The organism is Pseudomonas sp. gcc21 (assembly GCF_012844345.1).
Taxonomy (GTDB): Bacteria; Pseudomonadota; Gammaproteobacteria; order Pseudomonadales; family Pseudomonadaceae; genus Halopseudomonas.
The window spans coordinates 544,597-569,331 of sequence record NZ_CP051625.1; the positions used below are offsets into that span (position 1 = coordinate 544,597).

The window sequence follows — 24,735 nt, forward strand, 5'->3', positions numbered from 1 at the left end:
AGGGTATGCTGCCGGCCCGGCATGGAGAAATGTTATGAATGAGCACCCGGCAGAGCAATCGCCGCTTGGTAAATCAAGTGCTTACGTAAGTGTTTACACCCCGTCTCTACTCTTTCCGATTTCGCGGCTGCCCAAGTGGCGTGAGCTGGGACTCAACCCGGACGACCTGCCGTTCAGTGGTGCAGATGTCTGGAACTGTTATGAGCTGTCCTGGCTCACGCCATCGGGCAAGCCGGAGGTGGCTGCTGCCGAGTTCGTCTTTCCGATCACTGCGCAGCGGATCGTTGAGTCGAAATCCTTCAAGCTGTATCTGAATTCGTTCAATCAGACAGTGTTTCGGGATCGCCACGAGGTGCTGCGTACACTCGAGTCTGATCTGTCGGTAACTGCGCAGGGCCCGGTAATGGTCAAGCTGTTGACGATGGATCAGCTGTACCGCGCCGGTATGGCTGAACTTCCGGGTGAATGCCTGGATGATCAGGTCGTGGAAATCGATCAATACGAATATGATGCGGATCTGTTGACGCTGGCGCCGAATGCCAGCCGTATCAGGGAAACCTTATATACCCATCTGTTCAAATCCAATTGCCCTGTGACTTGCCAGCCTGATTGGGGCAGTGTGGTGATCAGCTATGCGGGTGCCCGCCTGGACAGGAAGAGCTTGCTGAAATACCTGTTGTCGTTTCGTCAGCAGGCCGATTTTCATGAGCAATGTGTGGAGCGTATCTTCACGGATGTGTATACCTTGCTCGGCAGTCGCTGCGAGCTGACGGTTTACGCTCGTTATGTGCGGCGGGGCGGGCTGGATATCAATCCATACCGTTCTACCGAACCGGGTCCGCCGGATAACTTCCGTCTGGCCAGGCAGTAAGTTTGGTGACGTTCAGGGGAGCCCGGCTAGGGGAGCCCGGCCTGAAGCGCGCCGGGCTGAGTGGCTTCAGACGCCGATATCTACCAGCGTTTGCATAACACTGCGCAGGGTTGCCGCTGTGGTCGGGTGGCTGGCCTCAAGCCGTTCGACCATCAGGTTCACACCGTCCACCAGTGTCGGGTCTGCTTCAGCTTCCTCATTCGCGTCTCTGGCTATCAGTCTGGCTTTGATATTGGTCGCAAGTTGTTGAAGCGAGTCGCGTTCTTCGGCCGACAAGGGCGCTTCAGGGTCACCCAGCATTTCTTCCAGTGACTCCAGTTGTTCTTTCAGATGCTGCTCGGCCATCTTCACTACTCCTGCGTTGGCGATCTTTTTGCACTATACCCTGTCTTTCCGGCCAGCGTCGCGCCGCCCGGTCATACCGGTCAGGTTCTCGCACAGAGCGCGTTCTGCGTGGGTGAACACCGCTGCGACCAACCTCGCCGGCATACTATCGGACCAGAACTGTTGCCGGATGATCTGCGTGCCGCAGGAAAAAAATCGGTACATTCAAAAAAGCCCCGGTTCCTATACAGCTCGCCGACCAGGTTCATCCGGTACCGCTGGCACCCCAGCTTCTCGGCTTCCCGGACAGGGGTGCGTTTCCCCCACTGACGACGGAATCCACTTATGGTGCGTTTATTTCGATTACAATTCGCGGACCACGGAGTATCCCGAACTGGCCAGGTTGATCGCTGCAATTGGAGACGCTGTATGAATAAATTGAAGTCTGTTACCCCATGGGCCCTGGCTTGCGCAGCCTCGCTTCTGGGTATGACGCCGGCCTTCGCACAGGACAGCTACGATGAGTATGCTGATGAATATACCAATCCGGACCCATGGGAACCCTTCAATCGTGCGGTGTTTCGCTTTAACGACACGATAGATACCTACACGCTCAAGCCTCTGGCGAAAGGTTATAACGCGGTGATGCCTGAGATGCTCAACGACGGCGTTACCAATGTATTCAGTAATCTGGGCGAGCCCAGAAATCTGGTCAATAACACCCTGCAGGGCAAGTTTCATGATGCAAGCGTGGATCTTTCGCGGTTCCTGTTGAACTCGACCCTGGGTGTAGTGGGGATCTTCGACGTCGCTACGCGCATGGGTTTGCAACGCAATGACGAGGATCTGGGACAGACCATTGGTAGCTGGGGGGCACCGAGCGGCCCTTACGTGGTTATACCCTTGCTCGGCCCTTCGACTGTGCGTGATGCCGGTTCGCGTTTGCCCGAGAGTTTCATCGGATACACCTATACGGGTCAGGTCGATCACGTCCCAACGCGCAATACTGCATTTGGTACAGACATACTTGATACCCGGGCGGCATTGTTGGGGCAGGAAAGGCTGATTCGCGGTGATCGCTATACCTTTGTTCGCAATGCTTTTTTGCAAAACCGTGAGTACCGTGTGCGTGACGGAGAGGTGGTAGACGAATTCTGAGATGCGAAAGCCTCGCACCTCTGTTTTCGTGACCTGGCAGCGGTTGCCTGGCGCATTGGATGGGAGTACTGTTTGCCCCTTGAAAGCGTCAGGCAATCCTGACACGGCACACACCCTGTGGCTGTGGGACTCACTTGTACCATGGTATTGACGTAGGGACTCTATGCAGCTTCCTGGCACGACTTTACTGGTCATTGATGACGACGATGCATCGCGTCAACAAGTAACCGGTTATCTGGAAAACAGCGGCTTTGATGTATTACAGGCAAGCCGCGCGGAGCAAGGGCTCCAACTGTTCGTGAAGCACAGGCCGGAACTTGTCATGTGTGATTTGCACATCGAAGACATGTGCGGTTTCGAACTGATTCGCCAGCTTATCGACGACGCGCCCGACACCGCCGTTATCGTGATGTCGGCTGCGGGCATCATGAACGACGTGGTAGAGGCCTTGCGCCTCGGTGCCAGCGACTATCTGATCAAGCCCTTCAACGATCCGGCGGTACTTGAGCACGCGGTGCAGCGGTCGCTTGACCGTACGCGATTGAAAGTCGAGAACCAGCGTATCCGCGAGCGCCTTGAACGGGCCAACCGCGAACTTGAAAACCACTTGCAGGAACTCAAGGACGATCAAGCCGCAGGACGTCAGGTACAACTGAACATGCTGCCGGCAAGCCCCTGGTCCAGTGGTCAGTACCGTCTGGAACACCGGATCATTCCGTCGTTGTATCTTTCCGGTGATTTTGTTGATTATTTTCGCGTATCCGACACCCAGCTCGCCTTCTATCTGGCCGATGTTTCCGGGCACGGCGCGTCTTCGGCCTTTGTTACGGTCCTGCTCAAGTTCATGACAACGCGCTTGTTGTATGAGCAGCGTCGACAGGAAAACAGCGGACCTATCGCGTTCCAGCCTTCGGACGTTCTCGGGCATATCAACCGCAGCCTGATCAGCTGCAAGCTTGGCAAGCACGTCACCATGCTCGGCGGCGTGATTGACGAGACCTCCCATACGCTGACCTACAGCATTGGAGGGCACCTGCCATTGCCGGTACTTTATATTGATGGCAAGGCGGAATACCTGCAGGGAAAGGGACGACCTGTCGGGCTGTTCGATGACGCGGTTTACGATAACTACCAGATCAGTCTGCCTGAGCATTTCAGCCTGACGCTGTGCTCTGACGGAGTGCTCGATTGTCTGGAAGGGGCTACCCTTAGGGAAAAGGAAGCGCGTCTGCCCGGTCTGGTCGAACAGGCGGATGGCGAGTTCCCCAAAATTTTGGCCGAACTTGGCCTGGTACCCGGGCAAGCGATGCCGGATGACATTTCCCTACTGGTGCTAAGCAGGAACCCGAGATGATGACTACTGGCAAGATCCAGTTCGCGGAATCGGAGGGCACCTTTGTCCTGAAGTTCATCGGTGACGTACGCCTGACCTTGTGTGCGGCGCTGGATGCGTATATCGAGAAAATTTTCAGTGCGCTCAGTTTCGACTCGATCATCATCGATCTGACAGAGACAGAAAATATCGACAGTACCTCGTTGGGCCTGTTGGCAAAGCTGTCCAACCTTTCCAGGCAGAAGGTCGGTTTATTGCCGACGCTGGTGTCCAATCACGACGATATGAACCGTCTGTTGCAGAGCATGGGATTCGATCAGGTGTTCAATATCCTGTCCGAAGCCGCGCCTTCCAGCGTAGAGCTGGAAGACCTGCCCGGCCAGGTTCTTTCGGAAGCGGTCGTGAAGGAAAAGGTCCTGGAGGCGCATCGGATTCTGATGAACCTCAACGATAACAACCGCGAGGCCTTCCGTGACCTAGTCAGTACCCTCGAATCAGGCGACTGATCTGGCTCGTTCGGCCATTAGTCGCTCCAGCTTGATCTGATCCGCTGCAAATGCACGAATACCCTCGGCCAGTTTTTCGGTAGCCATGGCGTCTTCGTTGTGTGACCAGCGGAAGTCCGCCTCGTTGAGCATCACCCGCGGCTCGCCTGCGCCAGGTTCAAGCAGGCTGGAGCGGGCAAGCTCGCCTTGCTCATCTGATAGCTGTTGCAGCAAAGCAGGACTGATGGTCAGACGATCACAACCGGCAAGCGCCTCGATCTGACTAAGGTTCCGGAAGCTCGCGCCCATCACTACGGTTGCGTACATATGCTGCTTGAAGTAGCGGTAGATACGCGCGACCGACTGAACGCCCGGATCTTCCTGGCCGACATAGTCCCGCTGTTCGTGCTGCTTGTACCAGTCATAGATGCGGCCAACGAAGGGCGATATCAGGTAGACGCCTGCATCCGCACATGCCTGGGCCTGGGCGAAGGAGAACAGCAGAGTCAGGTTGCACTGGATGCCTTCTTTCTCCAGTTCCGCCGCAGCTTGAATGCCTTCCCAGGTCGAAGCGATCTTGATCAGCACGCGGTCCCGGGTCACGCCCGCTTCCTCGTAGCGCTGTATGAGGCGCCGGGCCTTGTCGAGGGTCGCTTGACGATCGAATGAGAGTCGCGCATCCACTTCGGTGGAAACTCTGCCCGGAACGAGCTTCAGGATCTCGCATCCGAGCGCTACGGCAAAGTGGTCGCACGCATCGCTGGCGCGTTCAAAACCGCCAGTCGATTGTCGAACGGCTTGCTCGAGCATGTCTTTATATTCGCTCTGGCTGGCAGCTTTGAGCATCAGCGACGGGTTGGTGGTCGCATCGACGGGTTGCAGGGTTCGGATTGCATTGATGTCGCCGGTGTCGGCGACAATCTGAGTAAGCTGCTTGAGGCTGTCTAGTTTGCTGGTCATGGACGGTTCCGCGAGAGACGAATATGCCTTGACCTTACCCCATGGCGATCAGGCGGAGCAATCCCGTGGCGCGAGCCGTTGTGACATCTCGTCGATCAATCGATCATAGAGCGCAAGCGGCTGGTCTGTACGGTGCAGGGAGCTGCTCAATTCACGCCGGAAATGCCGCGCACCGGGCAAACCCTGGAACAGCCCAAGCATATGCCGGGTGATGTGATTCATCATTCCGCCGCGCTCAAGATGTTGTTCAATATAGGGACGCATTGCTTTGAGTACATCAACCCGGCCCGGCACCGGCCGGGGGTCGTCATAAAAGAGGCGATCGACGTCGGCCATCATGTAGGGGTTGTGATAGGCCTCGCGTCCGATCATCACGCCGTCCACGTGCTGCAGTTGCTCGGTCATTGCCCCGAGCTGTGTCAGTCCGCCATTGATAATGATTTCCAGCGCGGGGAAATCATTCTTGAGCTGGTGGACCACCTCATAGCGAAGCGGCGGAATATCGCGATTTTCTTTGGGCGAAAGCCCTTCAAGGATGGCGATTCGCGCGTGGACAATGAACGTCTGGCAACCGGCCTCGTGTACCTGCCCAACGAAATCGCGCAACGCCGAATAGCTGTCCCGGCCGTTTATACCAATCCGGTGTTTCACGGTGATCGGTAGATCAGAAGCGTCCTGCATTGCCTTGACGCCTTCAGCTACCAGATCAGGGCGCGCCATCAGGCAGGCGCCAATCAAGTTGTTCTGTACCCGATCACTGGGGCAGCCGACGTTCAGGTTTACCTCGGCGAAACCGGCTGTCTGCGCCAACGCCGCGCACGTCGCCAATTCCTGGGCATTGCTGCCGCCCAGTTGAAGCGCCAGCGGTTGTTCCTCCGCGGAATACCCCAGGAAGCGCTGACGATCGCCATGGATTATCGCCCCGGTCGTCACCATCTCGGTATAGAGCAGCGCGTGCCGGCTGATCAAGCGAGCGAAGTAGCGATAGTGTCGGTCAGACCAGTCCATCATCGGGGCAACGCAGAAGCGGCGTGCAGGTTCGGGTCGAGGGAGGACTGGTTGGGTTGATGATTCCAGGGGCATTGGCTGAGGCCTGCTAGGTATATCCGACTAGGTGATCAACGATCATGGTTGCGCACAAGGCGTTGATGCCGCGCTTGAGCATGCGCGAGGGCCGGTATTGTAACAGTTATACCCGATCGCTCACCGTCCTTGGTGGCTGGAAATCGTTACTTTCGGTCTCAACCGGAATTTTAGCCAGGCGAAAGTAACTGTTTTACGTGGCAAAAGTCATCGTTATGACATCGTTTTGATGTTGTAGAGGAATCGTGTTCAGTGCTTGCTCCGGGGATGTGAAGCACGTCCCTAAGGTCGCACCAGGCGAGACTTGCGAGTAATCCATCCCAAATTTTCAGGCCGATTTCTAGTCAAGTTTTGAACTGCTGCTAGTATTTTGACATGTCCGCTTGAGTAACGAAGAAATGGAGCGTTTATTGACGCCATTCGCTCCCTGAAGGGCAGCGGCATTCGGAACAATCACACTTCTACAGTAAGGCACAGCAATGGAAAGGCGGTTACGCCAGGGACGATTCCGCTTATCGGTCGGAACGCTGTTCGCTCTGTGTTTATTCACTTTATTAGCTCGAGCTGAACCGCTCGCTCCGACCAGCGTAGGCTTCTGGTACGGCGACAGGCCTCCATTGCCGGAGCTGGCGCAATTCGACTGGTTGGTGGTCGAGCCTGAGCACTTCGATAGGGATGATGTCACCTATATTCGTGCCCAGGGATCTCAACCCTTCGCGTACCTGTCGGTAGGCGAACTGGATCCACATGATGCGCAAAGGAATCCATCGCTTCGGGAATTCGCTTCTCCAACGCGCAATGCTGCCTGGGACAGTCAGGTGATGGACCTGACGACCACCGGCTGGCGTAACCATCTGATGGCCGAGGCGGGCAACTTCTACGAGCAGGGATATAGCGGCCTGTTCCTGGACACGCTGGACAGTTTCACTCTGCTTCCGGAAGCGGAGCGCAAGGCTCAAAGAGACGCTCTGGTCGAGTTATTGCTCGATATGAAAAAACGCTTTCCCCATCTCCGGCTGATTTTCAACCGCGGCTTTGAAGTAATGGATGAGGTGGGCGATACCGTCGCGGCTGTCGCGGCGGAATCTATCTATCAGGGGTGGGACGCCGGCACTAAACGGTTCAGGAAGGTGCCCCGGGCGGATCGGGATTGGCTGGTCGACCAGCTTGAGCCTTTGCGCAAGCGCGGCATTCCGATTATCGCTATCGATTACCTGCCGCCACACCGTAGGACTGAAGCACGCAAGCTGGCCAAACGGTTGCATGCAGAAGGCTATATACCCTTCGTTACCACCCCTGAACTCGATTACCTCGGCATCAGCACCCTGGAGGTGCAACCGCGCCGTATCGCCATGCTCTACGATCCCAGCGAAGGGACTCTGGATCAGAGCTCTGGTCATCACTTGTTGGGGGGACTGCTCGAGTACCTGGGATATCGGGTGGATTACCTGCCGGTGGATGGCACGCTGCCGATGAAGCGAGGCGTCGGTTTTTATGCTGGGATCGTCGTGTGGATGACCAGCGGCGTGCCGCTGCAAAGTGAAAACTTCTACGGGTGGCTAACTGCGCGGCTGGATGAAAAAGTCCCCCTGGTGTTCATGGCTGGATTACCCGTTGAGGATGCCGCTTTGTTGCGCCATCTGGGGCTGCGTCGGTCCAGTGATACCGTGCAGACCGGTGCTGAAATCATCGAACATGACGCCGGGTTACTCGGACAGTTCGAAGCGCCTTTATCGCCCCGTACCCGTGGACTGCTGCCAGTTTCCGTACGAGGGGATCAGCTGAGAACGGCACTGTTGATCCGCGATGGAGCAGGCAAGGAATACTCGCCGCTCGTCGTTGCGGACTGGGGCGGCATGGCGTTGGCGCCCTATGTGCTGGAAGAAGGAGGCGAAACCCGCCGCTGGATTCTGGATCCTTTTGCCTTTCTGCAGCAGACCTTGCGCCTGCCGCCGATCCCTGCGCCTGACGTCAGCACAGAGAACGGTCGACGTATTGCTACGGTGCATATCGATGGCGACGGGTTTCCATCCCGAGCCGAGATACCCGGCACGCCTTTCGCAGGCCAGCAGGTTCTGGATGCTTTCATCAAGCCTTATCCGCTGCTCACGTCCGTATCGATTGTGGAAGGCGAGGTCAGCCCCGCTGGCGCCTTCCCTGAGCTGGCGGACGAGCTGGAACCCATCGCCAGGAAGATCTTTGCAGAAGATCGGGTGGAAGTCGCTTCACATTCTTTCAGCCACCCGTTTTTCTGGCAGCCGGAAGTGGCGAGCAAGCGGGAGGGATTCAACCCGGAATACGGTTTTCACATGGAGATTCCCGGCTACGAAAAGCTGGACTTCAGGCGGGAGATTATCGGTTCGACCCGGTACATCAACGAACAGCTTGCTCCCGCCGGTAAGCCGGTAAAGGTGATGTTCTGGAGCGGTGACGCGATGCCGGATGCCGAGACCCTGCGTCTCACCTACGAGGCAGGTTTGCTCAACGTCAACGGCGGAACGACAAAGCTGACCTACGCTGAACCTTCACTGACCGGGCTCTCTCCTCTGCTGAGGCCGACAGCGGGCGGTCTGCACGTGTACGCCCCGATCATCAATGAGAACGTGTACACCAATCTGTGGCACGGGCCTTATTACGGGTTTCGCGGTGTGATCGAAACCTTTGAGTTGACCGATACGCCGCGCCGATTCCGTGGCCTGCATCTGTACTACCACTTTTACTCCGGTACCAAGCAGGCTTCGATCAAGGTCATGGACGAGATCTACCAATACATGCTCGCGCAGCAACCTCTCTCTCTCTGGATGAGTGATTATCTGCAACGCGTGTTTGGACTGCATAGCGCCTCGCTGGCTCTGGCTGCAGACGGCTCGTGGCAGATTCGCTCCCTGCAAGGTTTGCGCACCGTGCGGCTGGACCCCGCGCTCGGCTGGCCTGATCTGATGCAGTCCTCTGGCGTGGCTGGGGTGCGTGATTTACCCCAAGGCCGTTATGTGCACCTCAGTGCTGATCGCGCCCGATTAGTGCTGCGTTCAGAACGCGACCCTGCACCCGCGCTGGAAGAGGCCAATCTACCGTTGCTGCGGTGGGACTATGACGCTGAAAACCGGGTGCGCTTCACCTTTGCCGGCGCCTTACCCCTGAGTTTTTCAGTACGGTCAGACAGACCTTGCAAGGTTAGCGTCGGCGGAACGCGACAAGCGGGGCGCCAGGAGCAGGGCCTCTGGCATTTCGATTTCGACACCAGCGAGGTCCGCGATGCGCTACTCCTCTGCGACTAAACCCGTCCGGCTGCTACGGCTCCGTACACTGGTAGTGGCCGCTGTCGCCGTATTGGTGTTGCTGGTGTTGGTACTGGCAAAGGAAGAAGCTTTCCTGCCGGATGGGCGGGGCGCAGATGCCGTCTCGGCCAGTTATGCCGAGCTGATGCTTGCCCAGAGTCCTGAGGCAACGCAACTGCGTCAGGAGTTAGTGCAGCTGCTCATCGACCTGGGTCAGTATGATCGCGCGCGGCTTCACCTGCTCGACTGGCAAGAAACCGAGCCATTACTGGCGGATTTCTTTCGACTGTTAATCGATGCGCAGACGGCATTGCAGGCCGAGCAACCCGACAGAATAGAAGCGATCCAGAACCAGTTGCCTGCCTTCGATCGCAGCAACTTGCCCGCGTCCCGGTCGCTGACCCTGGCACAGCTGGCGCTCAGCTTCGAGCAGCCCTGGCTGGCTGCGGATATCTATCAGGAACTTGCGCAGGCGCAGCCGCTGGATCGCAGCGAATATCTCGAAGCCGCAGCGCAGTGGTATCAGGCGAGCAATCAGCCTCGCAAGGCCAGTGAGATGTATTTGATACTGCTGGAAGAAAACCGAAATCCCGAGAAGCGTTTAGCCTTTGCTCGCAAAGCCTACTCAGCGCTTCTGGAGATCGGACGGGAAGAGGACGCGACCCTGACGCTGGTTGCCGAGCTGGACCTGCTGACCAGCTCGACATCTGACCGCACGTGGTTGGAGCAGGGCCGCAACGTGGCGATGTCACTGGCACGCCTGGATCTGGCGGCGCCTATTGTTGCGCGTTGGCAGCAGCTCCACCCTACCGATCCCGACGCAGTACAGGCCTCCCTGGATTTTGCCCTGGCCTCCGGAGATATGCCGGGCGCGTGGGAGGCGGGAAGCTTGCTGTTACAGCTGCGCCCGGATGATGCCGAACTGAAACGTCAGATGGCACAGGTGGCCGAGTGGAACGGTCTCAACTCTGATGCTCTGACGCTGTGGATTGCCTACCTCCGGCTGCGGCCCGATCCACAATTACAGGATTATGTGTGGCGTTTGGCCTTTCAGATTTTCGATTTCAAGCGTGGCCTGCCGCTGCTTACCGAATTGACCGCCAAAAGACAGCTGAGCGATGAGGAGCTCGATGCGCTGATCTACGCACATGAGTCTCGCGGGACCCCGACAAGGGCTGAGGGCTGGCTGCGTGACTATCTTCAAGCCTACCCCGAGCACCGGCTTGGCTGGGTCCGGCTGATTCAGAACCTCGAAAACACCTTGCAATATGAGGCCGAAGCAGAAGCCTGGCAGGCCATGGCAGAGCAATTTCAGCTAAGCATTGCTGAACGGGTCGAGTGGGCCAGCGTGCACTGGAAGTTGTATCAAGCCAATGAGGCCTGGCGTGTTCTGGACATTGATACAGAAGGCGTAGCCGACCCTGATTATTGGCGTACCCGGGCAGGATTAGCCTGGGAGCTGGAAAATGACGGGCAGTTGCGCCACGCATACGAAACCATGCGTCAGCGAAACATCGGTCTTCAATACAGCGAAGAATCGGAGCTGATCGAGTTGTACCGCATTGAAGCGCCACGCAAGGCGCTTGATCTGACAGTTGCCAGCTGGCGCATGCGTGGGAAAACGGAGCGTCTCGTCAATGCCCTTGAGCTGGCCGAAACCTATAACGATTTCGAGCTGATCGCCGAGCTATTGGCCGATGCCGAACGCGATCCCGCTATCGTCAGCCTGCCAAAGGTCATGTTGGCTTACGGCGCGTTGGCGGAGCATCAGAATCGACTCGATGATGCAGAGCGAATCTACCGCCGCGGCGCCCGGCAATCGCCATCTGTCGGCGTATTTCGCGAACGGCTGATGTGGTTTCTGATTGACCACGGACGCACTCGGGAGCTGGCTGATCTGCTACACGAGTGGCGTATCGTCGCGATCCATTCAGGCAACCTGTGGTTGCCTTTTGCTGCCGCCAACCAGATGCTCGGCCGCTATGATCAGGCGCTGGCCTGGTATCACTTCTATCTGCGTGGACAGCCGGAAGACCTGCTGATCAGGGCAGCCTATGCCGACGCGCTGGAGGGCGCTGGCCGCTCCGACCAGGCGCTGCGTTTACGCAAGTCGCTACTCGATCGGTTTGAGCAGGAAGCAGCTGAAACGTCACCGGAGCGGTATGCAACGTGGTTGCGGCTGGTTGCGAGTACCCGGTCGGGGCTTTATGCACAGCGATCAGCAGCAACGCGACGTGATGACAATCCGCTGATGTTGCAGCTCTGGTTCGATCAGGTACTGGCTCATCTGGACAACACGAACCAGGCGTCTGTGAAGGATCAATGGTTAGCCTGGGCGCGCGGTCGTGGCGTGAAGATTGATCGTTATGAACAGCTTCAGCAGGGGCTGCGCCAGTACAACCGTCAAATGCTCGAGCAGGCTCTGGCCAGAAACGAACTGGACCCTGTTCAGAAAGCTGGCGCACTGTCTTTGCTTCGGCGAAACAGTGAGGCTCTGAGCACCGCGTTGGGAAATCTTGGCCAGAGTTCCTCCGCGCTGATCAACGGGCCGCTGCGACTGATGGCCACCGATATCCTCGAACAGCAACCTCAGGGGATTCGCCTTGGGTGGTTACGCCGGGATTTTGGCGGGCTAGAGCTGTCCGGACCAGAGTTGCTTATGGCCCGGTACGTCAACGATACCTGGTATGCCAGCCTGAGACTTGCGCGGGAGCGTTATCAGGCCGTCAGCCTTGATGAAAGGGCCATGGGCGCTGAATCCAACGTTTCACTGACGTTGCAACGGTCGCTGGATAACGGCGCCTTTTCATTATCGCTGGATAACAGCTCCCGGCATGATGACGACCGTAGCGGCTTCGGGCTATCGCGGAAATGGCAGCTTGGCGCACGTGACGAACTGGAACTCGGTTTCAATTGGCACCGGGAAAACCTGGATAGCGGGTTAATGCGTGCGCTGGGTCGTGAGGACTCACTGTGGTTGGCAGGGAGCCATGGCATCTCTGCGCGCGATCAGCTGTCCTGGTCTGTCGCGCACAAGGCTTTTTCGACCCGGTCGGGAGAGCATCTCGGGCAAGGACAAGCACTCAGTCTGGAACTCAGCCAGGTGCAACAGTTCCGCGGACCCACCTGGATTACCCGCGCTGGCCTCGATTATCAGAACAATCAGCTGGATGACTCATCCTTGTCGGACCTGGTGGATGACGGGCCGCTTGCTTTCGACCAGCCTGGTTCTGAAGACCTTGTACAGAGTCGTTACGGCCAGATTTATCTCGGCAGTACGCTGCGACGTGGCGCGCCGGGCGCGCTCAACCGAACCGAGGCGCAATTCACCTGGTTGTTTGATGTGCAAGCCGGTTGGGAATGGACAGAGCGTGAGTTCACTTACGGTGTGACCACTGGCGTGGGCACCGGCGTGGCGGGTGACGACGAACTGGCACTAACTCTGGGGTATCAGTCCGCGCCGCGTGGCAGCGACGGCTCCCCTGGCGGGTCATTGGGATTATCTTACAGCCGGCGTTTCGGACGCTGACTTTATCAAGGAGAAACACTATGCAATCCATACGTTGTCTGAGCCTGGCAATGGCGACTTTGCTTGCCACCGGTTGCACCAGTATTACCAGCAAGGAGAGTCCGGTTCTGCCGGCTGATGCCGACTGGGGGCTGATGCCTATCATCAACTATTCGCAGGCGCCCCAGGCAGGTGAGCGTAGCGAACAGATCTTGCTCAGCATCCTCAGCAAAGAAAATATCCAGCCGCAGGTTTACCCGTTTTCAGAGAAGCAGGATGCAGTGCTGCTCGATGATCAGACCCGCTTCGCCGAGGCCATGGCCTGGGCCCGACAGCAGGATTTTGATTATGTGGTCAGCGGAAGCGTCGAGGAATGGCAGTACAAGAACGGTCTGGACGGAGAGCCTGCCGTGGGAATCAGCCTACGCGTGATTGACCCTTCCACGGGCAAGGTTATCTGGAGTAATAGCGCGGCACGTGCCGGATGGTCCCGGGAAAGCCTGGCGGGTACCGCACAGAAGGTTCTGGCTGAGCTGGTTGATGACCTGCGGATTGAATGATGGATATCGATCTTTCGCACAAGGAAGACAGCCTTGCTCCCCAGGTCGGCAGCCTAACCGCCTGGGCCGAAACACTGGGTTTTACTGCGCTGGTGTTGGCTCTTGGGTTTTGGCTGGCACCTGGCGACCCGCTTCAGGTTTTCGGATTTCCCTGGCCGATGCTTGCTCCTTTATTGCTCGGCGTGCGCTACGGTTTTTTCAAGGCCCTGGTCAGTGCCTCGTTACTGGTCTTTACGTTGTTATTGCTACGTTTTTACGGGCCGCTCTATGACGAGCTGCCGGGGCCATACATCATCGGCGTGTTGGTCAGCAGCATGTTGGTAGGCGAGTTTCGCGACTTATGGGGACGTCGCCTCGAACGTCTGAAGATGGCCAACGATTATCGCCAGTATCGCCTTGACGAGTTTACGCGTGCGCACCAGATGTTGCGTATTTCCCATGACCGTCTGGAGCAGCGGGTGGCAGGGAGTGACCAGAGTTTGCGCAGCTCGTTGCTGCTGCTGCGCGAACGTATGCGGGAGGTGAAAACCCCCGACGAGGCTTTGATCTGGATGGCCGAGCCCATCATCAGCCTGCTCGGTCAATATGGTTCGTTGCGAGTGGCCGGCTTGTACGCCGTCAACAAAGAGCAGCAGGTGCTGCCCTGGCCCCTTGCGACGATCGGCGAAATGGGAGAAATCGACGCAGATGACCGGATGATCAGGCTGTGCGTTGATCGCGGAGATCTGGTGAGTGTGGGTGCTGATTCCATTGAGCGTGGAGAAGAGAAAACTTTTTCCTCGCTGCAGGCATGCATTCCTTTGATCGATACCCACGGCAACCTGATCGCACTGCTGGCCGTGCGCCAGATGCCGTTTTTCCTGTTCAACGATAAGACGCTGAGCTTGCTGGTTCTGCTGGCCGGGCACGCTGCCGATCTGCTCCAGAGCGATCCACGGGCATTGCAGCTACCGGGCGCAGATATGCAGAGCTTTTCGCAACACCTGTACCGCTCACTGCTGGATGCGGAACGTCATCGATTGCCAGGAACGCTGTGTCTGCTTGAACTGCCGGAGGTCGACGAGGACCTGATGCGGTTGTTTTTCGAGAGTCAGCGCGGTCTGGATCTGCATCTGCGCGTGCGCAACGGGCGTGGGCACGACTGTCTGCTTATTCTTATGCCGCTTACGCCGCAAACGGGTGTGGGTGGGTTTGTCGCGCGCCTGGAGCAACTGCTGACGAAGCGATTTGGTCCTGGCTACACCCTGCTGGAACTCGAGGTTGTGGTCAGACAATTCGAGTTGCCGACCACCGGCTCCCGCAGCGCATTACGTGAATTCCTGTTCAAGGAGTGCGAGCTGAATGAAGGTCAGATTGCTATCTAGCGGAGCCTTGATCCTGAGCGCCGTTGTGATTGAGGTCGGCGGCTGGACGCATCTTGGCCTGACTCCCGAACTGGCCGATGGGCTCCGGTATTTTCTACTGTTGCACAGCCTGGCCTGTGTGTTGCTGGCAACGGGGCTATGGCAAGTCTTGCCGGCGCGTTATCAACGACCCTTGCCATGGGCGCCATTATTGTTATTCAGCTTGGCGTTCTTTATCCCCGGGCTCGGTGCGCTGGGAATTCTGTTGGCATTGATGCCAGCTCTATGGCGTCAGCGTCGGCGCGAAAACCAGGCCTGGCGGGCGCTAAGCGCACCGCAACTCCCATTTCGTCCTTCCGCTCAGCAGCTGTCGCCCTTGTTCAATGACGGTAGTTTGCACGACGTTGTCAAATTGGCGCCCGATCCGGAGCAACGCCTTGCCGCGCTGCTAGCCACCCGCCGCATGGTCGGAAAATCAGCCGTGTCTATTCTCAAATTGGCGTTAAGGGACCCGATCGATGACGTTCGGCTTCTTGCTTATTCAATGCTTGATCAGCAGGAGACACAGATCAACGAGCGGATTGAGGCGCTGCTGACGCGGCTGACTACTGCTGACGATAGCCAGAAAGCCGCTTTGCATGCCGCGCTGGCACGCTGGTATTGGGAGTTGAGTTATCTGGGGCTGGCCCAGGGCAGCGTATTGCAGCACGTGCTGATGCAGGCCCGGAACCACCTGGAAACGGCCTTGGAATCCTCACCGAATCCCGAGTTGGAATTGTTGGGCGCCCGCATTGCGCTGGAGCAAGGGCTGCCGTACGACGCCAAGCTCTTTTTGAGGCGGGCGGAGCAGGGGGGGATCTCGACGGAAAAACTCACGCCGTTTCGAGCTGAAGCCGCTTTTCTTTCTGCCGAATACGCCGAAGTGCCGGGGCTACTTGTCAGTTTGTCGAGCGATGTACTCAGGCGGCCACCTTTCACCGAATTGGCGAGGTATTGGATATGACGCGTTCGCTTGCCACTGATGAAGTGCCCAAGGCTGATATTTGTCTGCTGCTTGAAGGCACCTGGCCCTACGTGCGCGGAGGTGTGTCCAGTTGGGTCAACCAAATGATTCTGGGACTTCCGGAGCTGACATTCAGCGTCATTTTCATCGGTGGGAAGCGCGACGCCTATTCCCAGCGGCGATATGACATTCCTGCCAACGTCGTACACATCGAAGAACTGTACATTGAAGAATCGTGGCAGCCCCATGGGCGTAAAAGCAGACGCCCTAAACGAAATGCACCGCGCGATCAGCTGCTGAGTTTATACCGCTTTCTACACCATCCGGATGCGCCTGACGAGGCAACGGGTGATGCGTTACTGGCTACTCTGGCTGAAGGGAAAATCGGCCTCGACGATGTGCTGCACAGCCATGAAAACTGGGACATTGTCACCGATGGCTACCGCAGCCATTGCAGCGATCCGTCATTCATCGATTTTTTCTGGACCTTGAGATCCATCCAGGCACCTCTGGTAATGCTTGCCCAGGCGGCTCGCCAGTTTCCAAAGGCGCGAGTCCTGCATTCCATTTCTACCGGTTATGCAGGTCTGCTTGGTTGCATACTCAAGCAACTGTGGGGCTGCGAATATGTGCTCAGCGAGCACGGCATCTATACCAAGGAACGCAAGATTGATCTGGCGCAGGCCAGCTGGATCGGGGAGGATCCAATGGAAGCCCTCGGTGGAGGGCTCGACGCCGGTACTGGCTACATTCGTTCGCTGTGGATTCGCTATTTCGAGCGCATCGGCCTGCTTACCTATCGTTCGGCCGATCCGATCATCTCCCTTTACGCAGGTAACCGGCAACGGCAGATTAACGATGGTGCCGACCCGACGCGAACCCGCATTATCCCTAACGGTATCGACCTGCAACGCTGGCGGGATGGGCTGGCGCAGCGCGCTGAAGGCATCGCCCCTGTGGTGGGTTTTATAGGGCGAGTGGTTCCGATCAAGGACCTCAAAACCTTCATTCGGGCGATTCGTGGAGTAGTTAGCGCGATGCCAGAGGCCGAGGCCTGGATCGTAGGTCCCGAGGATGAGGATCCTGCGTATGCCGCCGAATGCCACAGTCTGGTCGCGAGCCTGGGGCTGGAAGGCAAGGTACGCTTCCTCGGGTTCCAGAATATTCAGGAAATCCTCCCGCAGCTGGGTGTCATGGTGCTCACATCGATCAGTGAAGCTCAGCCGCTGGTTATTCTCGAGGCCTGGTGTGCCGGCACGCCAGTGGTCAGCACCGATGTGGGGTCCTGCCGGGAGCTCATTGAAGGAGGTACGTGGGAAGATCACGCGCTCGGACGCGCCGGGGAGGTGGTGGCAATCGCCGATCCGCAGGCTACTGCACGGGCAATTCTCGATCTGTTACTGGACCCGACACGCTGGCAAGCGGCTCAGGCCAGTGGGCTCGCTCGGGTTAATCGATACTACGGTGAAGCGATGATGCTCGCCTGCTATCGCGATATTTACTATGTTGCCATGGAGAATACCGAATGGCTGGTATCGGCTTCGAACTTCGAAAAATCCTCACCCGAGATTCCTACACCGCAACCCTTAGAGCCTATGTCTATGCAGGGCTGATCAGTTCAGGACCATGGGTGCTCTCGATCATCAGCGTGATGCTGATCGGCTTGTTGAGCGTCGGAGTAGTCGGCTCGCAATCGCTGGTGCGCCAGTTTCTGGTGACAGTGACCTACCTCATGGCCAGTTCGCTGATCGTAACGGGTGGGTTGCAACTGTTCTTTACGCGCTTCGTTTCTGATCAGCTGTTTCAAAAGCGAGCAGAAGTCATACTGCCAAATCTGCTGGGCATACTGCTATTGGTAACACTGGGGGCAGGTGTGTTGGGCTGCGCGGTGCTGATCACCGTGTTTGATGAACCTTTCGTTTACCGTTTACTGGTCCTGGCCAACTTCGTCGTGCTCTGCAATCTGTGGTTGGTGATCATTTTCCTGTCCGGCATGAAAGCCTATAACCGCATCCTGCTGATAATGGCCGGCGGTTATTCGGTCATGGTGGCTAGCGCCTTCCTGCTCAGGCATTGGGCGGTGGACGGCTTGTTGCTGGCGCTATTGATCGGACACGGCTGTCTATTTTTCATGTTCCTTTTCGATATCGTCCGCGACTACGATTCCGACCGATTGATAGCCTTCGACTTTCTCGACCGCAACAAGATCTTCCTCAGTCTCCTCTTGACGGGCTTCTGCTACAACCTCGGAATCTGGATTGACAAGCTGATTTTCTGGTTCAATCCGGCGACGTCGGATCAGATCGTGGGGCCGCTCCGCGCCTCGATGCTGTACGACTTGCCGATCTTTCTCGCTTATCTGGCGATCATCCCAGGCATGGCAGTGTTTCTGGTGCGCATCGAAACCGACTTCGCCGAGTGGTACGAACGGTTGTTTCGGGCGATCCGCGATGGCGAAACATTGCAGCACATCGGTCATCTGAAAAACGAAATGACGCTATCGATCCGTCAGGGCCTGCAGGAAATATGCAAGGTGCAGGGGCTCACGGTGGTCCTGCTTCTGCTGTTCGCGCCGAACCTGCTGGACTGGCTTGGTATGTCGCGGTATTACCTGCCGCTGTTCTACGTCGACCTGGTAGGTGTCAGCGTGCAGGTCGTCTTCATGGCGTTGTTGAACGTGTTCTTCTATCTGGACAAGCGGGTGGTCGTACTTCAGCTGTGCGGTCTATTCGTTGTGCTCAACACTCTGTTGACGCTGCTGAGCCAGTATCTCGGCCCGAGCTTCTTCGGTTACGGTTTCACCGTATCGCTGGTGTGTTGCGTGTTCGTGGCGCTGGTGCGTTTGAACCGCGCGCTGGATGAGCTGAAATACGATACTTTCATGCTCAACCGTTAACAGGCCTCAGGGAAACAGCTGATCGATTCTCCCTTCGGGTTCATGGCGGCTGGAAGCATGCGGCCTGATTTCAATCAGCTGGCGGACCGGCCGCCACCAGTCGGGGAACAAGTGGCGGGTGTTTGCCTGGCCAAAACGGTCGTCGAGCAGATACACCACACCACGATCCTCGGTGGAGCGGATTACCCGTCCCGCCGCCTGCACCACTTTCTGCATCCCCGGGTACAGGTAGGCGTATTCGTAGCCGTTACCGAACATCGACTGCATGCGGGCCTTGATCTCTTCGTTGATCGGGTTGATCTGCGGCAGACCCAGCGTGGCGATGAAGGCGCCGATCAAGCGGTCGCCGGGAAGATCAATCCCTTCGCCAAAGGCACCGCCCAGTACCGCGAAGCCGATCCCTTCCGAGTGAGCGCTGAAACGCGCCAGAAAGGCATGTCGATCGGTTTCGTTCATGTTGCGTGACTGCGCCCAGACCGGAACATCCGGGTAATCGCGCTGGAAGCGATCCAGCACCTGCTCCAGATAGGCGTAGCTACTGAAGAACGCCAGATAGTTACCTCGCTGACCTTCAAACTGTTCCGCCATCAACCGGGCTATCGGTGCCAGGCTCGCCTCGCGATCCCGGTAGCGAGTCGAAAGATTAGCGATAATGCGTACGTCGAGTTGCTCTGCTGCAAAGGGTGACTGCACGTTCAGCCACCGCGACTGCTGGGGCAGGCCGAGCAGGTCGGCGTAATAGTTTTGCGGGCTGAGCGTGGCGGAAAACAGCGTCGTGCTGTGGGCTGCGGCGAAACGAGGCGCCAGAAAGGGCGCCGGCACGATATTGCGTACACAGAGCGTCGACAGGGTGCGCTTGTAGTTGCCTGGATGGCGGGAAATATCAAACAGTGAATGCGGGCCGTAGGCTTCTGCCAAACGACAGAACAACATGGCGTCCAGATAAAAACGCAGCAGCGAGCCATCGTTGCCGGTGGGCTGGTCGGTCAGGTGATCCGTGATGGCGCTTACCGCTTTCTGCAACGCCGCAATGAACAGGTCAGCGATGCCGGGGTATATCTGGTAATCGGCGTCCTGATCCCGGTGTAACTGATTCCAATGCCGTCCTACGCGGTCCAGCGCCGTCTTTAGTCCAGCTGGCGCCAGCTTGCGCACATCATTGAAACGCGCCTGATTCAGCTCGGCGGTATACATGCCGCGCGCCCGGTCAATCAGGTTGTGTGCTTCGTCCACCAGCAGCGTGACGCGCCAGTCGTTAAGGACCGTGAGCCCGTAGAGCAGGGCGCTCATGTCGAAGTAATAGTTGTAGTCACAAACCACGACGTCGGCCCAGCGGCACAGCTCCTGACTGAGGTAGTAAGGACACACCTGATGTTCCAGCGCGACCTCCCGTACCACCTGCTGGGTCAATACGCGCCGGGCCAGTGCAGCCGACCGGGCGATGGGCAGACGGTCGTAAAACCCCTGTGCCAAGGGGCAGGACTCGCCGTGGCAAGCACGGTCCGGATACTCGCAGGCCTTGTCGCGGGCAACGTGTTCCAGTACGCGCAGCGGCATGTCCGGATCCTGTTCGCGCAGGGTCGACAGAGCATCCAGTGCGAGCCTCCGGCCGGGCGTTTTGGCGGTCAGAAAGAACAGGCGATCGAGCTGTTGCTCCGGAAAAGCCTTGAGCTGTGGAAACAGCGTGCCCAGCGTTTTGCCTATGCCGGTGGTGGCCTGAGCCATCAGTGTCTGGCCGTCCCGCGCTGCGCGATACACGGATTCGGCCAGCTGGCGCTGCCCTTGGCGAAAGCTGGCATGCGGAAACTGCAGTGCTGTCAAACTTCCATCCCGCGCTGTTCGATGTGCCGCTTCCTGTTTCGCCCAGGCAAGGAAACGCTGGCACTGCAGCTCGAAAAAATCGCGCAAGGTTTCTACACCGAAGCGCTCGCGAAATACCGTTTCCTTCTGGCTGATGACATTGAAGTACACAATTGCCAGATCGATCTCTTCCAGCTCCTGCATTTCGCAGAGCAGCCAGCCATAGACCTTGGCTTGAGCCCAGTGCAGCAAGCGATGGTTTTGCGGAATGCGCGATACATCGCCGCGGTGGGTTTTGATCTCTTCCAACAGATTTAGATCAGGGTCGTAACCATCGGCCCGGCCAGTCACCAGCAATCCGGAGTAGCTACCCGCCAATGCAACCTCGCACAGGTAATTAACGCCACGTCGGGAAGTGACTGTCTTGTGACCGGCAATGCCTTCCTGCGCCGTGGGTGCGGGGGTGAAGCGCAGGTCCAGATCACCTTCCTTGGCGGTGAACTCGCAGAGCGCGCGCACGGCAATCCGGTAATTCACGCGCTGGCCCATTGCACGTAACAGACGTCAACCGGCATGTCGTGCTGGGCACATAGGGCGAGCCAGCGCCGCTGGTTATCCTGCAGTCGGTCGCCGGGCCCTTTGACCTCGATCATCCGATAGCGTTGTTCGGCGGGCCAGAACTGGATGAGATCCGGCATTCCGGCACGGTTGGCCCGTACATCACACAGCAGCCGCTCCATCCAGATGCGCAGATGTGCTGCGGGAAGACAGGCGAGGGCTTGCTCGAGGAGTTCGGGGGACAGGGCTCCCCAGAACACGAAGGGTGACTGAATGCCGTATTTGGCCTCCCAGGTGCGCCAGATGCTGTCTTTGTAGGCATCGGAATCGAGCTGCCCCAGGCACGCATCAAACAGATCGGCGCGCCGGTGCCGGAAATCAGGACTGTGCAGGTCCACCGGTGCGTTATGGAATGGATGGAAGAAGGCACCGGGCAGTGGCGCAAATATCGCTTCCCAGCACAACAGCCCAAACAGGCTGCTGATGAGTGCATTCTCGACGTAATGAACTGGCGCGTCGGGCCGGGCCAGATGGTCCCGCACCAGTAACTCGACGGTAAACGGAGCCGGGCCCGGCAGACTCAAGTCAATCCTGTTTTCAGCGAGACGTTTAGGTATTTGCGTAGTGGAGACTCCCAGTTTTCGCGCCACCCTGTGGAGCGCGCGCTCGACCAGCTGCTGCTCGGTATCGCTTTCCGGATCAGCAAGCGCCTCCCGAGCGAGCGCATAGGCCTCGCCATACCGTTCACATTTTTCCAGAATACGCACGCGGCGCTGGCGTGCACCGCTGTATCGGCTGCGCTCGTATAGCTCCAGTGCCAGGCAGGATTCACCCGCGCGTTCAAGCTGACGCGCCATAGCAAATAACAGCTTGGCGTATCGATTGCGCACATAAGGGTTTGCGCACTCTAGCGTGCCGAGACGTTCGAGCACCTGCTCGATGGGCATCTGGCTTTCAACGTCCTCCCGGCAGCGATGGATATGTAAGTACTGCTCGACATCTGTACGGCAGCCAAATCCGCGTGACTCCCGGGATATTGAAACCTGCTCGTAACGAAAGATGCCCAAGTCGGCAAGCACAAACTCTGACCAGGTTTGCCGCAGATTACCGAAAAATATCAGCCGCAACCGGTCGCAGAGATCGCTTACAACGAGCGTAAAGAGCACGTCGTTCAACGCTGGGCACCAATCGGTGAACGACTGCGCACCGGGACAGGCGTCAGCGAGCAACTGATACATCACATTTTTTGCCGCCGAGCGTAACGGAGCGATCTCCGCAAAACAGATAGCCGCTTCGTCCCGGCGCAGTAGCGCTAGTGTTTCGGTAATCGTCAGCGGCGCTTGGGTGCTTATCCAGCCGAGCTCGAGGAGCGGCTCGGCTGCGGCATCGATATCGCCAATCTCCGCATAACTCAGTTTGCTGCGACGAAAATGCGGCCCTTTACGCATGACCAGACGCACCAGCAACGCCTGGGCGGGAAGCGCCAGGGTTCGGAAATCCGTTATGAACTGGCGTTCCTGCTCATCAAGCAAATCGTCATAGCGAGACGAGATCCAGTCCATCGCGGTGAGAAAGTTGGCCAGATAGTAAAATTCAGGGCCGGAAGGAATCTGCATGGGGCTACTTGCTAGTTATATATCCAGTATTCTGCCCCGCCGACCATCCCTGGTTCAAGCCAGGGAAAAGCTTCCGGACCGGCGGTTTGGACTACACGCCGGGCCAGTAAATCGATCGGATAAGGCCTGCCGGCTGTCAGGGGCCATTGCTGGGGGGAAACGAAGGGGAGGGCGTCTGGTCTAGTACGAGGACCAGTCCCCGCTGATGCGTTTGCCGGATCACGCGGGTGTTTACGATTATCCAGGCAGTTAAGGTGCCCTATGAAAATACTCATGGTTCTTACTTCACACGATCAACTTGGCAACACCGGTAACAAAACCGGGTTCTGGCTTGAGGAGTTCGCTGCTCCTTACTACGTGTTCAAGGATGCTGGCGCTGAGGTGACACTGGTTTCGCCGGCCGGTGGCCACCCGCCGGTTGATCCGAAGAGTGACGAGCCGGATGCTCAGACTGACGATACAGAGCGTTTCCGAAACGACGCCGAGGCGCAAAAGGCGCTGGCTAATACCGGGCGTCTGTCGGATGTCGCGGCGGACACCTTCGATGCGGTTTTTTATCCCGGTGGCCATGGTCCGCTGTGGGATCTGGCTGAAGATAAAACGTCCATTGCGCTGATTGAGGCATTCGCCGGCAGCAACAAGCCGCACGGATTTGTCTGTCATGGGCCGGGGGCTCTGCGTCACGTTAAGAGTACCGATGGCCAGCCGCTGATCCAGGGGCGCGACGTTACAGGCTTCACCAATAGCGAAGAGGCTGCGGTTGGCCTGACCGATGTGGTGCCGTTCCTGATTGAGGACGAGTTCCAGCGTCTTGGCGCGCGCTACGCCAAGGCTGGCGACTGGCAGGTGCATGCCGTTGTCGATGGACAGCTGATTACCGGACAGAACCCCGCCAGTTCAGCCGCTGTGGCTGAGAAAATACTGAAAGCTCTGGCCTGATAGAGCCGCGTTGCCAGGCTGGAGTGCCTAACTTCTACGTTTGTTTCCAAACAAGCGGCCCAAGAGGCTCGGCTCAGGGCTGCGGTACGCATTCAGCAGGCCGGATGCGTCGATATCGCGCTGCTCGGGGTCAAAGGCGAGGGCGCGTTGCAGCGCCGGCCAGCAATGCTCTGGCAGGTTCGCTGGACGCTGCAGGCTTTTATCCTGTTCCATGGCCTTGGCTTGCCTGGCGGTCAGACGGCTGAATGGATGGTGTCCACTGCTCAGCTCGTACAGTACACAGGCCACCGCATAGACATCCGCCGGCGCGGCAAGGGCTTCGCCATTCAATAGCTCAAGGGCGGCATAACGAGGTGTCCAGGCAGCGATGCGCGAACGGCTGAGCCGGGGCAAACTGGTCAGCAAGCCTTTAGTCGGCTGCCCAAGCCCATAATCGAACAGCCGCAGCCCATCGGCGGCAAGCATGACGTTGCTGGGTTTGAGGTCGCCATGCAGCACGCCCATGGTGTGCGAACACTCCAGTGCTTCAAGCAGAGGAATCGCGATGGACTGGCACTCGGTCCAGGCAAGGCCGTCGGGGCGCTCAGCGAGCACTTGATCCAACGTCGGACCTTTGAGTAATTCCATGGTCATGAAGGCGCGTTGGCTGGGCGGGTCTATATCGAATGCATACAGCCGGATTACGTTTGAATGCCGCAACCGGCTGGTCAGCGCGAACTCGCTATAGAGCAGGGCGCTGGCATCCGGGTACTGGGCGAATTCCTCGTTCAATGCTTTCAACGCCACATAGGGCTCGGGATCGCCGTATTGCTCACGCAACAGGTCACGCGCGCGATACACTGCGCCCATTCCGCCAACGCCCAGCAGTCGTTCCACCTTGTAACGTTTGCAGAGCACTTCCGGCAATGCCGCAACCCGGGATGGCGGTACGCTCTCGATGTTTGCGGAAGGGCTGCCGCCGACCATAAGGGTGAGATCGGCATCCTCGTCCATGAGGGGGGTATCCATAGCTAACTCCAT

17 protein-coding genes and 1 pseudogene are annotated in these 24,735 nt (G+C 57.8%); 12 read left to right on the plus strand and 6 right to left on the minus strand.

Annotation, left to right across the window (positions count from 1 at the left end):
- The first annotated feature begins 34 nt into the window (after window positions 1-34).
- A complete protein-coding gene (gene queF / locus HG264_RS02690; protein ID WP_169406207.1) occupies window positions 35-871 on the plus strand; it encodes an NADPH-dependent 7-cyano-7-deazaguanine reductase QueF in 837 nt (278 codons plus the stop codon).
- A 66-nt stretch (window positions 872-937) separates the two neighbouring features.
- On the opposite strand, the gene HG264_RS02695 is transcribed toward queF, so the two are convergent.
- Window positions 938-1,216 (minus strand): DUF4404 family protein, encoded by a 279-nt coding sequence (locus HG264_RS02695; protein ID WP_169406208.1) that lies wholly within the window; start codon window positions 1,214-1,216, stop codon window positions 938-940.
- A 408-nt stretch (window positions 1,217-1,624) separates the two neighbouring features.
- Between HG264_RS02695 and HG264_RS02700 the strand changes: the two genes are divergently transcribed.
- The 3 genes from HG264_RS02700 (at window position 1,625) to rssC (ending at window position 4,192) form a co-directional block, all read left to right on the plus strand.
- Window positions 1,625-2,353, plus strand: a complete 729-nt coding sequence (locus HG264_RS02700) for a VacJ family lipoprotein (RefSeq protein ID WP_372240193.1) — start codon at window positions 1,625-1,627, stop codon at window positions 2,351-2,353.
- Between the two features lie 163 nt (window positions 2,354-2,516).
- Window positions 2,517-3,707 (plus strand): PP2C family protein-serine/threonine phosphatase, encoded by a 1,191-nt coding sequence (locus HG264_RS02705; protein WP_169406209.1) that lies wholly within the window; start codon window positions 2,517-2,519, stop codon window positions 3,705-3,707.
- Window positions 3,707-4,192: an anti-sigma factor antagonist RssC gene (rssC, locus tag HG264_RS02710; protein ID WP_169408990.1), complete on the plus strand. Its 486-nt coding sequence runs from the start codon at window positions 3,707-3,709 to the stop codon at window positions 4,190-4,192. Before HG264_RS02705 ends, rssC begins: the two co-directional genes overlap by 1 nt.
- Here rssC and tal read toward each other — a convergent pair.
- Together tal and dusA are read right to left on the minus strand one after the other, a co-directional pair.
- On the minus strand, window positions 4,181-5,131 hold the full coding sequence (tal, locus tag HG264_RS02715; protein ID WP_169406210.1) for a transaldolase: 951 nt from the start codon (window positions 5,129-5,131) through the stop codon (window positions 4,181-4,183). The two genes, rssC and tal, sit on opposite strands and share 12 nt — an antisense overlap.
- A 48-nt stretch (window positions 5,132-5,179) precedes the next feature.
- Complete coding sequence (gene dusA / locus HG264_RS02720) at window positions 5,180-6,214, minus strand: tRNA dihydrouridine(20/20a) synthase DusA (RefSeq protein WP_169406211.1); 1,035 nt, start codon at window positions 6,212-6,214, stop codon at window positions 5,180-5,182.
- Between the two features lie 479 nt (window positions 6,215-6,693).
- Between dusA and HG264_RS02725 the strand changes: the two genes are divergently transcribed.
- The 7 genes and pseudogenes from HG264_RS02725 (at window position 6,694) to pelG (ending at window position 18,802) form a co-directional block, all read left to right on the plus strand.
- Window positions 6,694-9,492: a bifunctional glycoside hydrolase 114/ polysaccharide deacetylase family protein gene (locus HG264_RS02725; protein WP_169406212.1), complete on the plus strand. Its 2,799-nt coding sequence runs from the start codon at window positions 6,694-6,696 to the stop codon at window positions 9,490-9,492.
- Entirely contained in the window at window positions 9,470-13,021 is a 3,552-nt protein-coding gene (locus HG264_RS02730; protein ID WP_169406213.1) for a tetratricopeptide repeat protein, read from the plus strand. Before HG264_RS02725 ends, HG264_RS02730 begins: the two co-directional genes overlap by 23 nt.
- A 20-nt stretch (window positions 13,022-13,041) precedes the next feature.
- Complete coding sequence (locus HG264_RS02735; protein WP_169406214.1) at window positions 13,042-13,560, plus strand: penicillin-binding protein activator LpoB; 519 nt, start codon at window positions 13,042-13,044, stop codon at window positions 13,558-13,560.
- Window positions 13,560-14,924, plus strand: coding sequence for a PelD GGDEF domain-containing protein (locus HG264_RS02740; protein ID WP_169406215.1), 1,365 nt, complete (start codon window positions 13,560-13,562; stop codon window positions 14,922-14,924). Before HG264_RS02735 ends, HG264_RS02740 begins: the two co-directional genes overlap by 1 nt.
- Entirely contained in the window at window positions 14,902-15,906 is a 1,005-nt protein-coding gene (locus HG264_RS02745; RefSeq protein ID WP_169406216.1) for a HEAT repeat domain-containing protein, read from the plus strand. Before HG264_RS02740 ends, HG264_RS02745 begins: the two co-directional genes overlap by 23 nt.
- A pseudogene (pelF, locus tag HG264_RS02750) lies at window positions 15,903-17,420 on the plus strand (GT4 family glycosyltransferase PelF); the annotation flags it as partial. The gene HG264_RS02745 and the pseudogene pelF, both read left to right, overlap by 4 nt.
- 11 nt (window positions 17,421-17,431) lie before the next feature.
- The gene (pelG, locus tag HG264_RS02755) at window positions 17,432-18,802 is read left to right on the plus strand and encodes an exopolysaccharide Pel transporter PelG (protein ID WP_169406218.1); all 1,371 of its coding nucleotides are present in this window, start codon (window positions 17,432-17,434) and stop codon (window positions 18,800-18,802) included.
- Window positions 18,803-18,808: 6 nt separating this feature from the next.
- Here pelG and HG264_RS02760 read toward each other — a convergent pair whose 3' ends face one another.
- Both HG264_RS02760 and HG264_RS02765 read right to left on the minus strand, forming a co-directional pair.
- The gene (locus HG264_RS02760; RefSeq protein ID WP_169406219.1) at window positions 18,809-21,139 is read right to left on the minus strand and encodes an ATP-dependent DNA helicase; all 2,331 of its coding nucleotides are present in this window, start codon (window positions 21,137-21,139) and stop codon (window positions 18,809-18,811) included.
- Window positions 21,136-22,776, minus strand: coding sequence for a VRR-NUC domain-containing protein (locus tag HG264_RS02765; protein ID WP_169406220.1), 1,641 nt, complete (start codon window positions 22,774-22,776; stop codon window positions 21,136-21,138). The genes HG264_RS02760 and HG264_RS02765 overlap by 4 nt, the downstream gene beginning before the upstream one ends.
- Window positions 22,777-23,037: 261 nt before the next feature.
- Between HG264_RS02765 and HG264_RS02770 the strand changes: the two genes are divergently transcribed.
- Window positions 23,038-23,715 carry a type 1 glutamine amidotransferase domain-containing protein gene (locus HG264_RS02770; RefSeq protein ID WP_169406221.1) on the plus strand — a complete coding sequence of 226 codons (678 nt, stop codon included), beginning with the start codon at window positions 23,038-23,040 and terminating at the stop codon, window positions 23,713-23,715.
- Between the two features lie 27 nt (window positions 23,716-23,742).
- Here the strand turns inward: HG264_RS02770 and HG264_RS02775 are convergent, their stop codons facing one another.
- On the minus strand, window positions 23,743-24,723 hold the full coding sequence (locus HG264_RS02775; RefSeq protein ID WP_169406222.1) for a serine/threonine-protein kinase: 981 nt from the start codon (window positions 24,721-24,723) through the stop codon (window positions 23,743-23,745).
- Window positions 24,724-24,735: the final 12 nt, after the last annotated feature.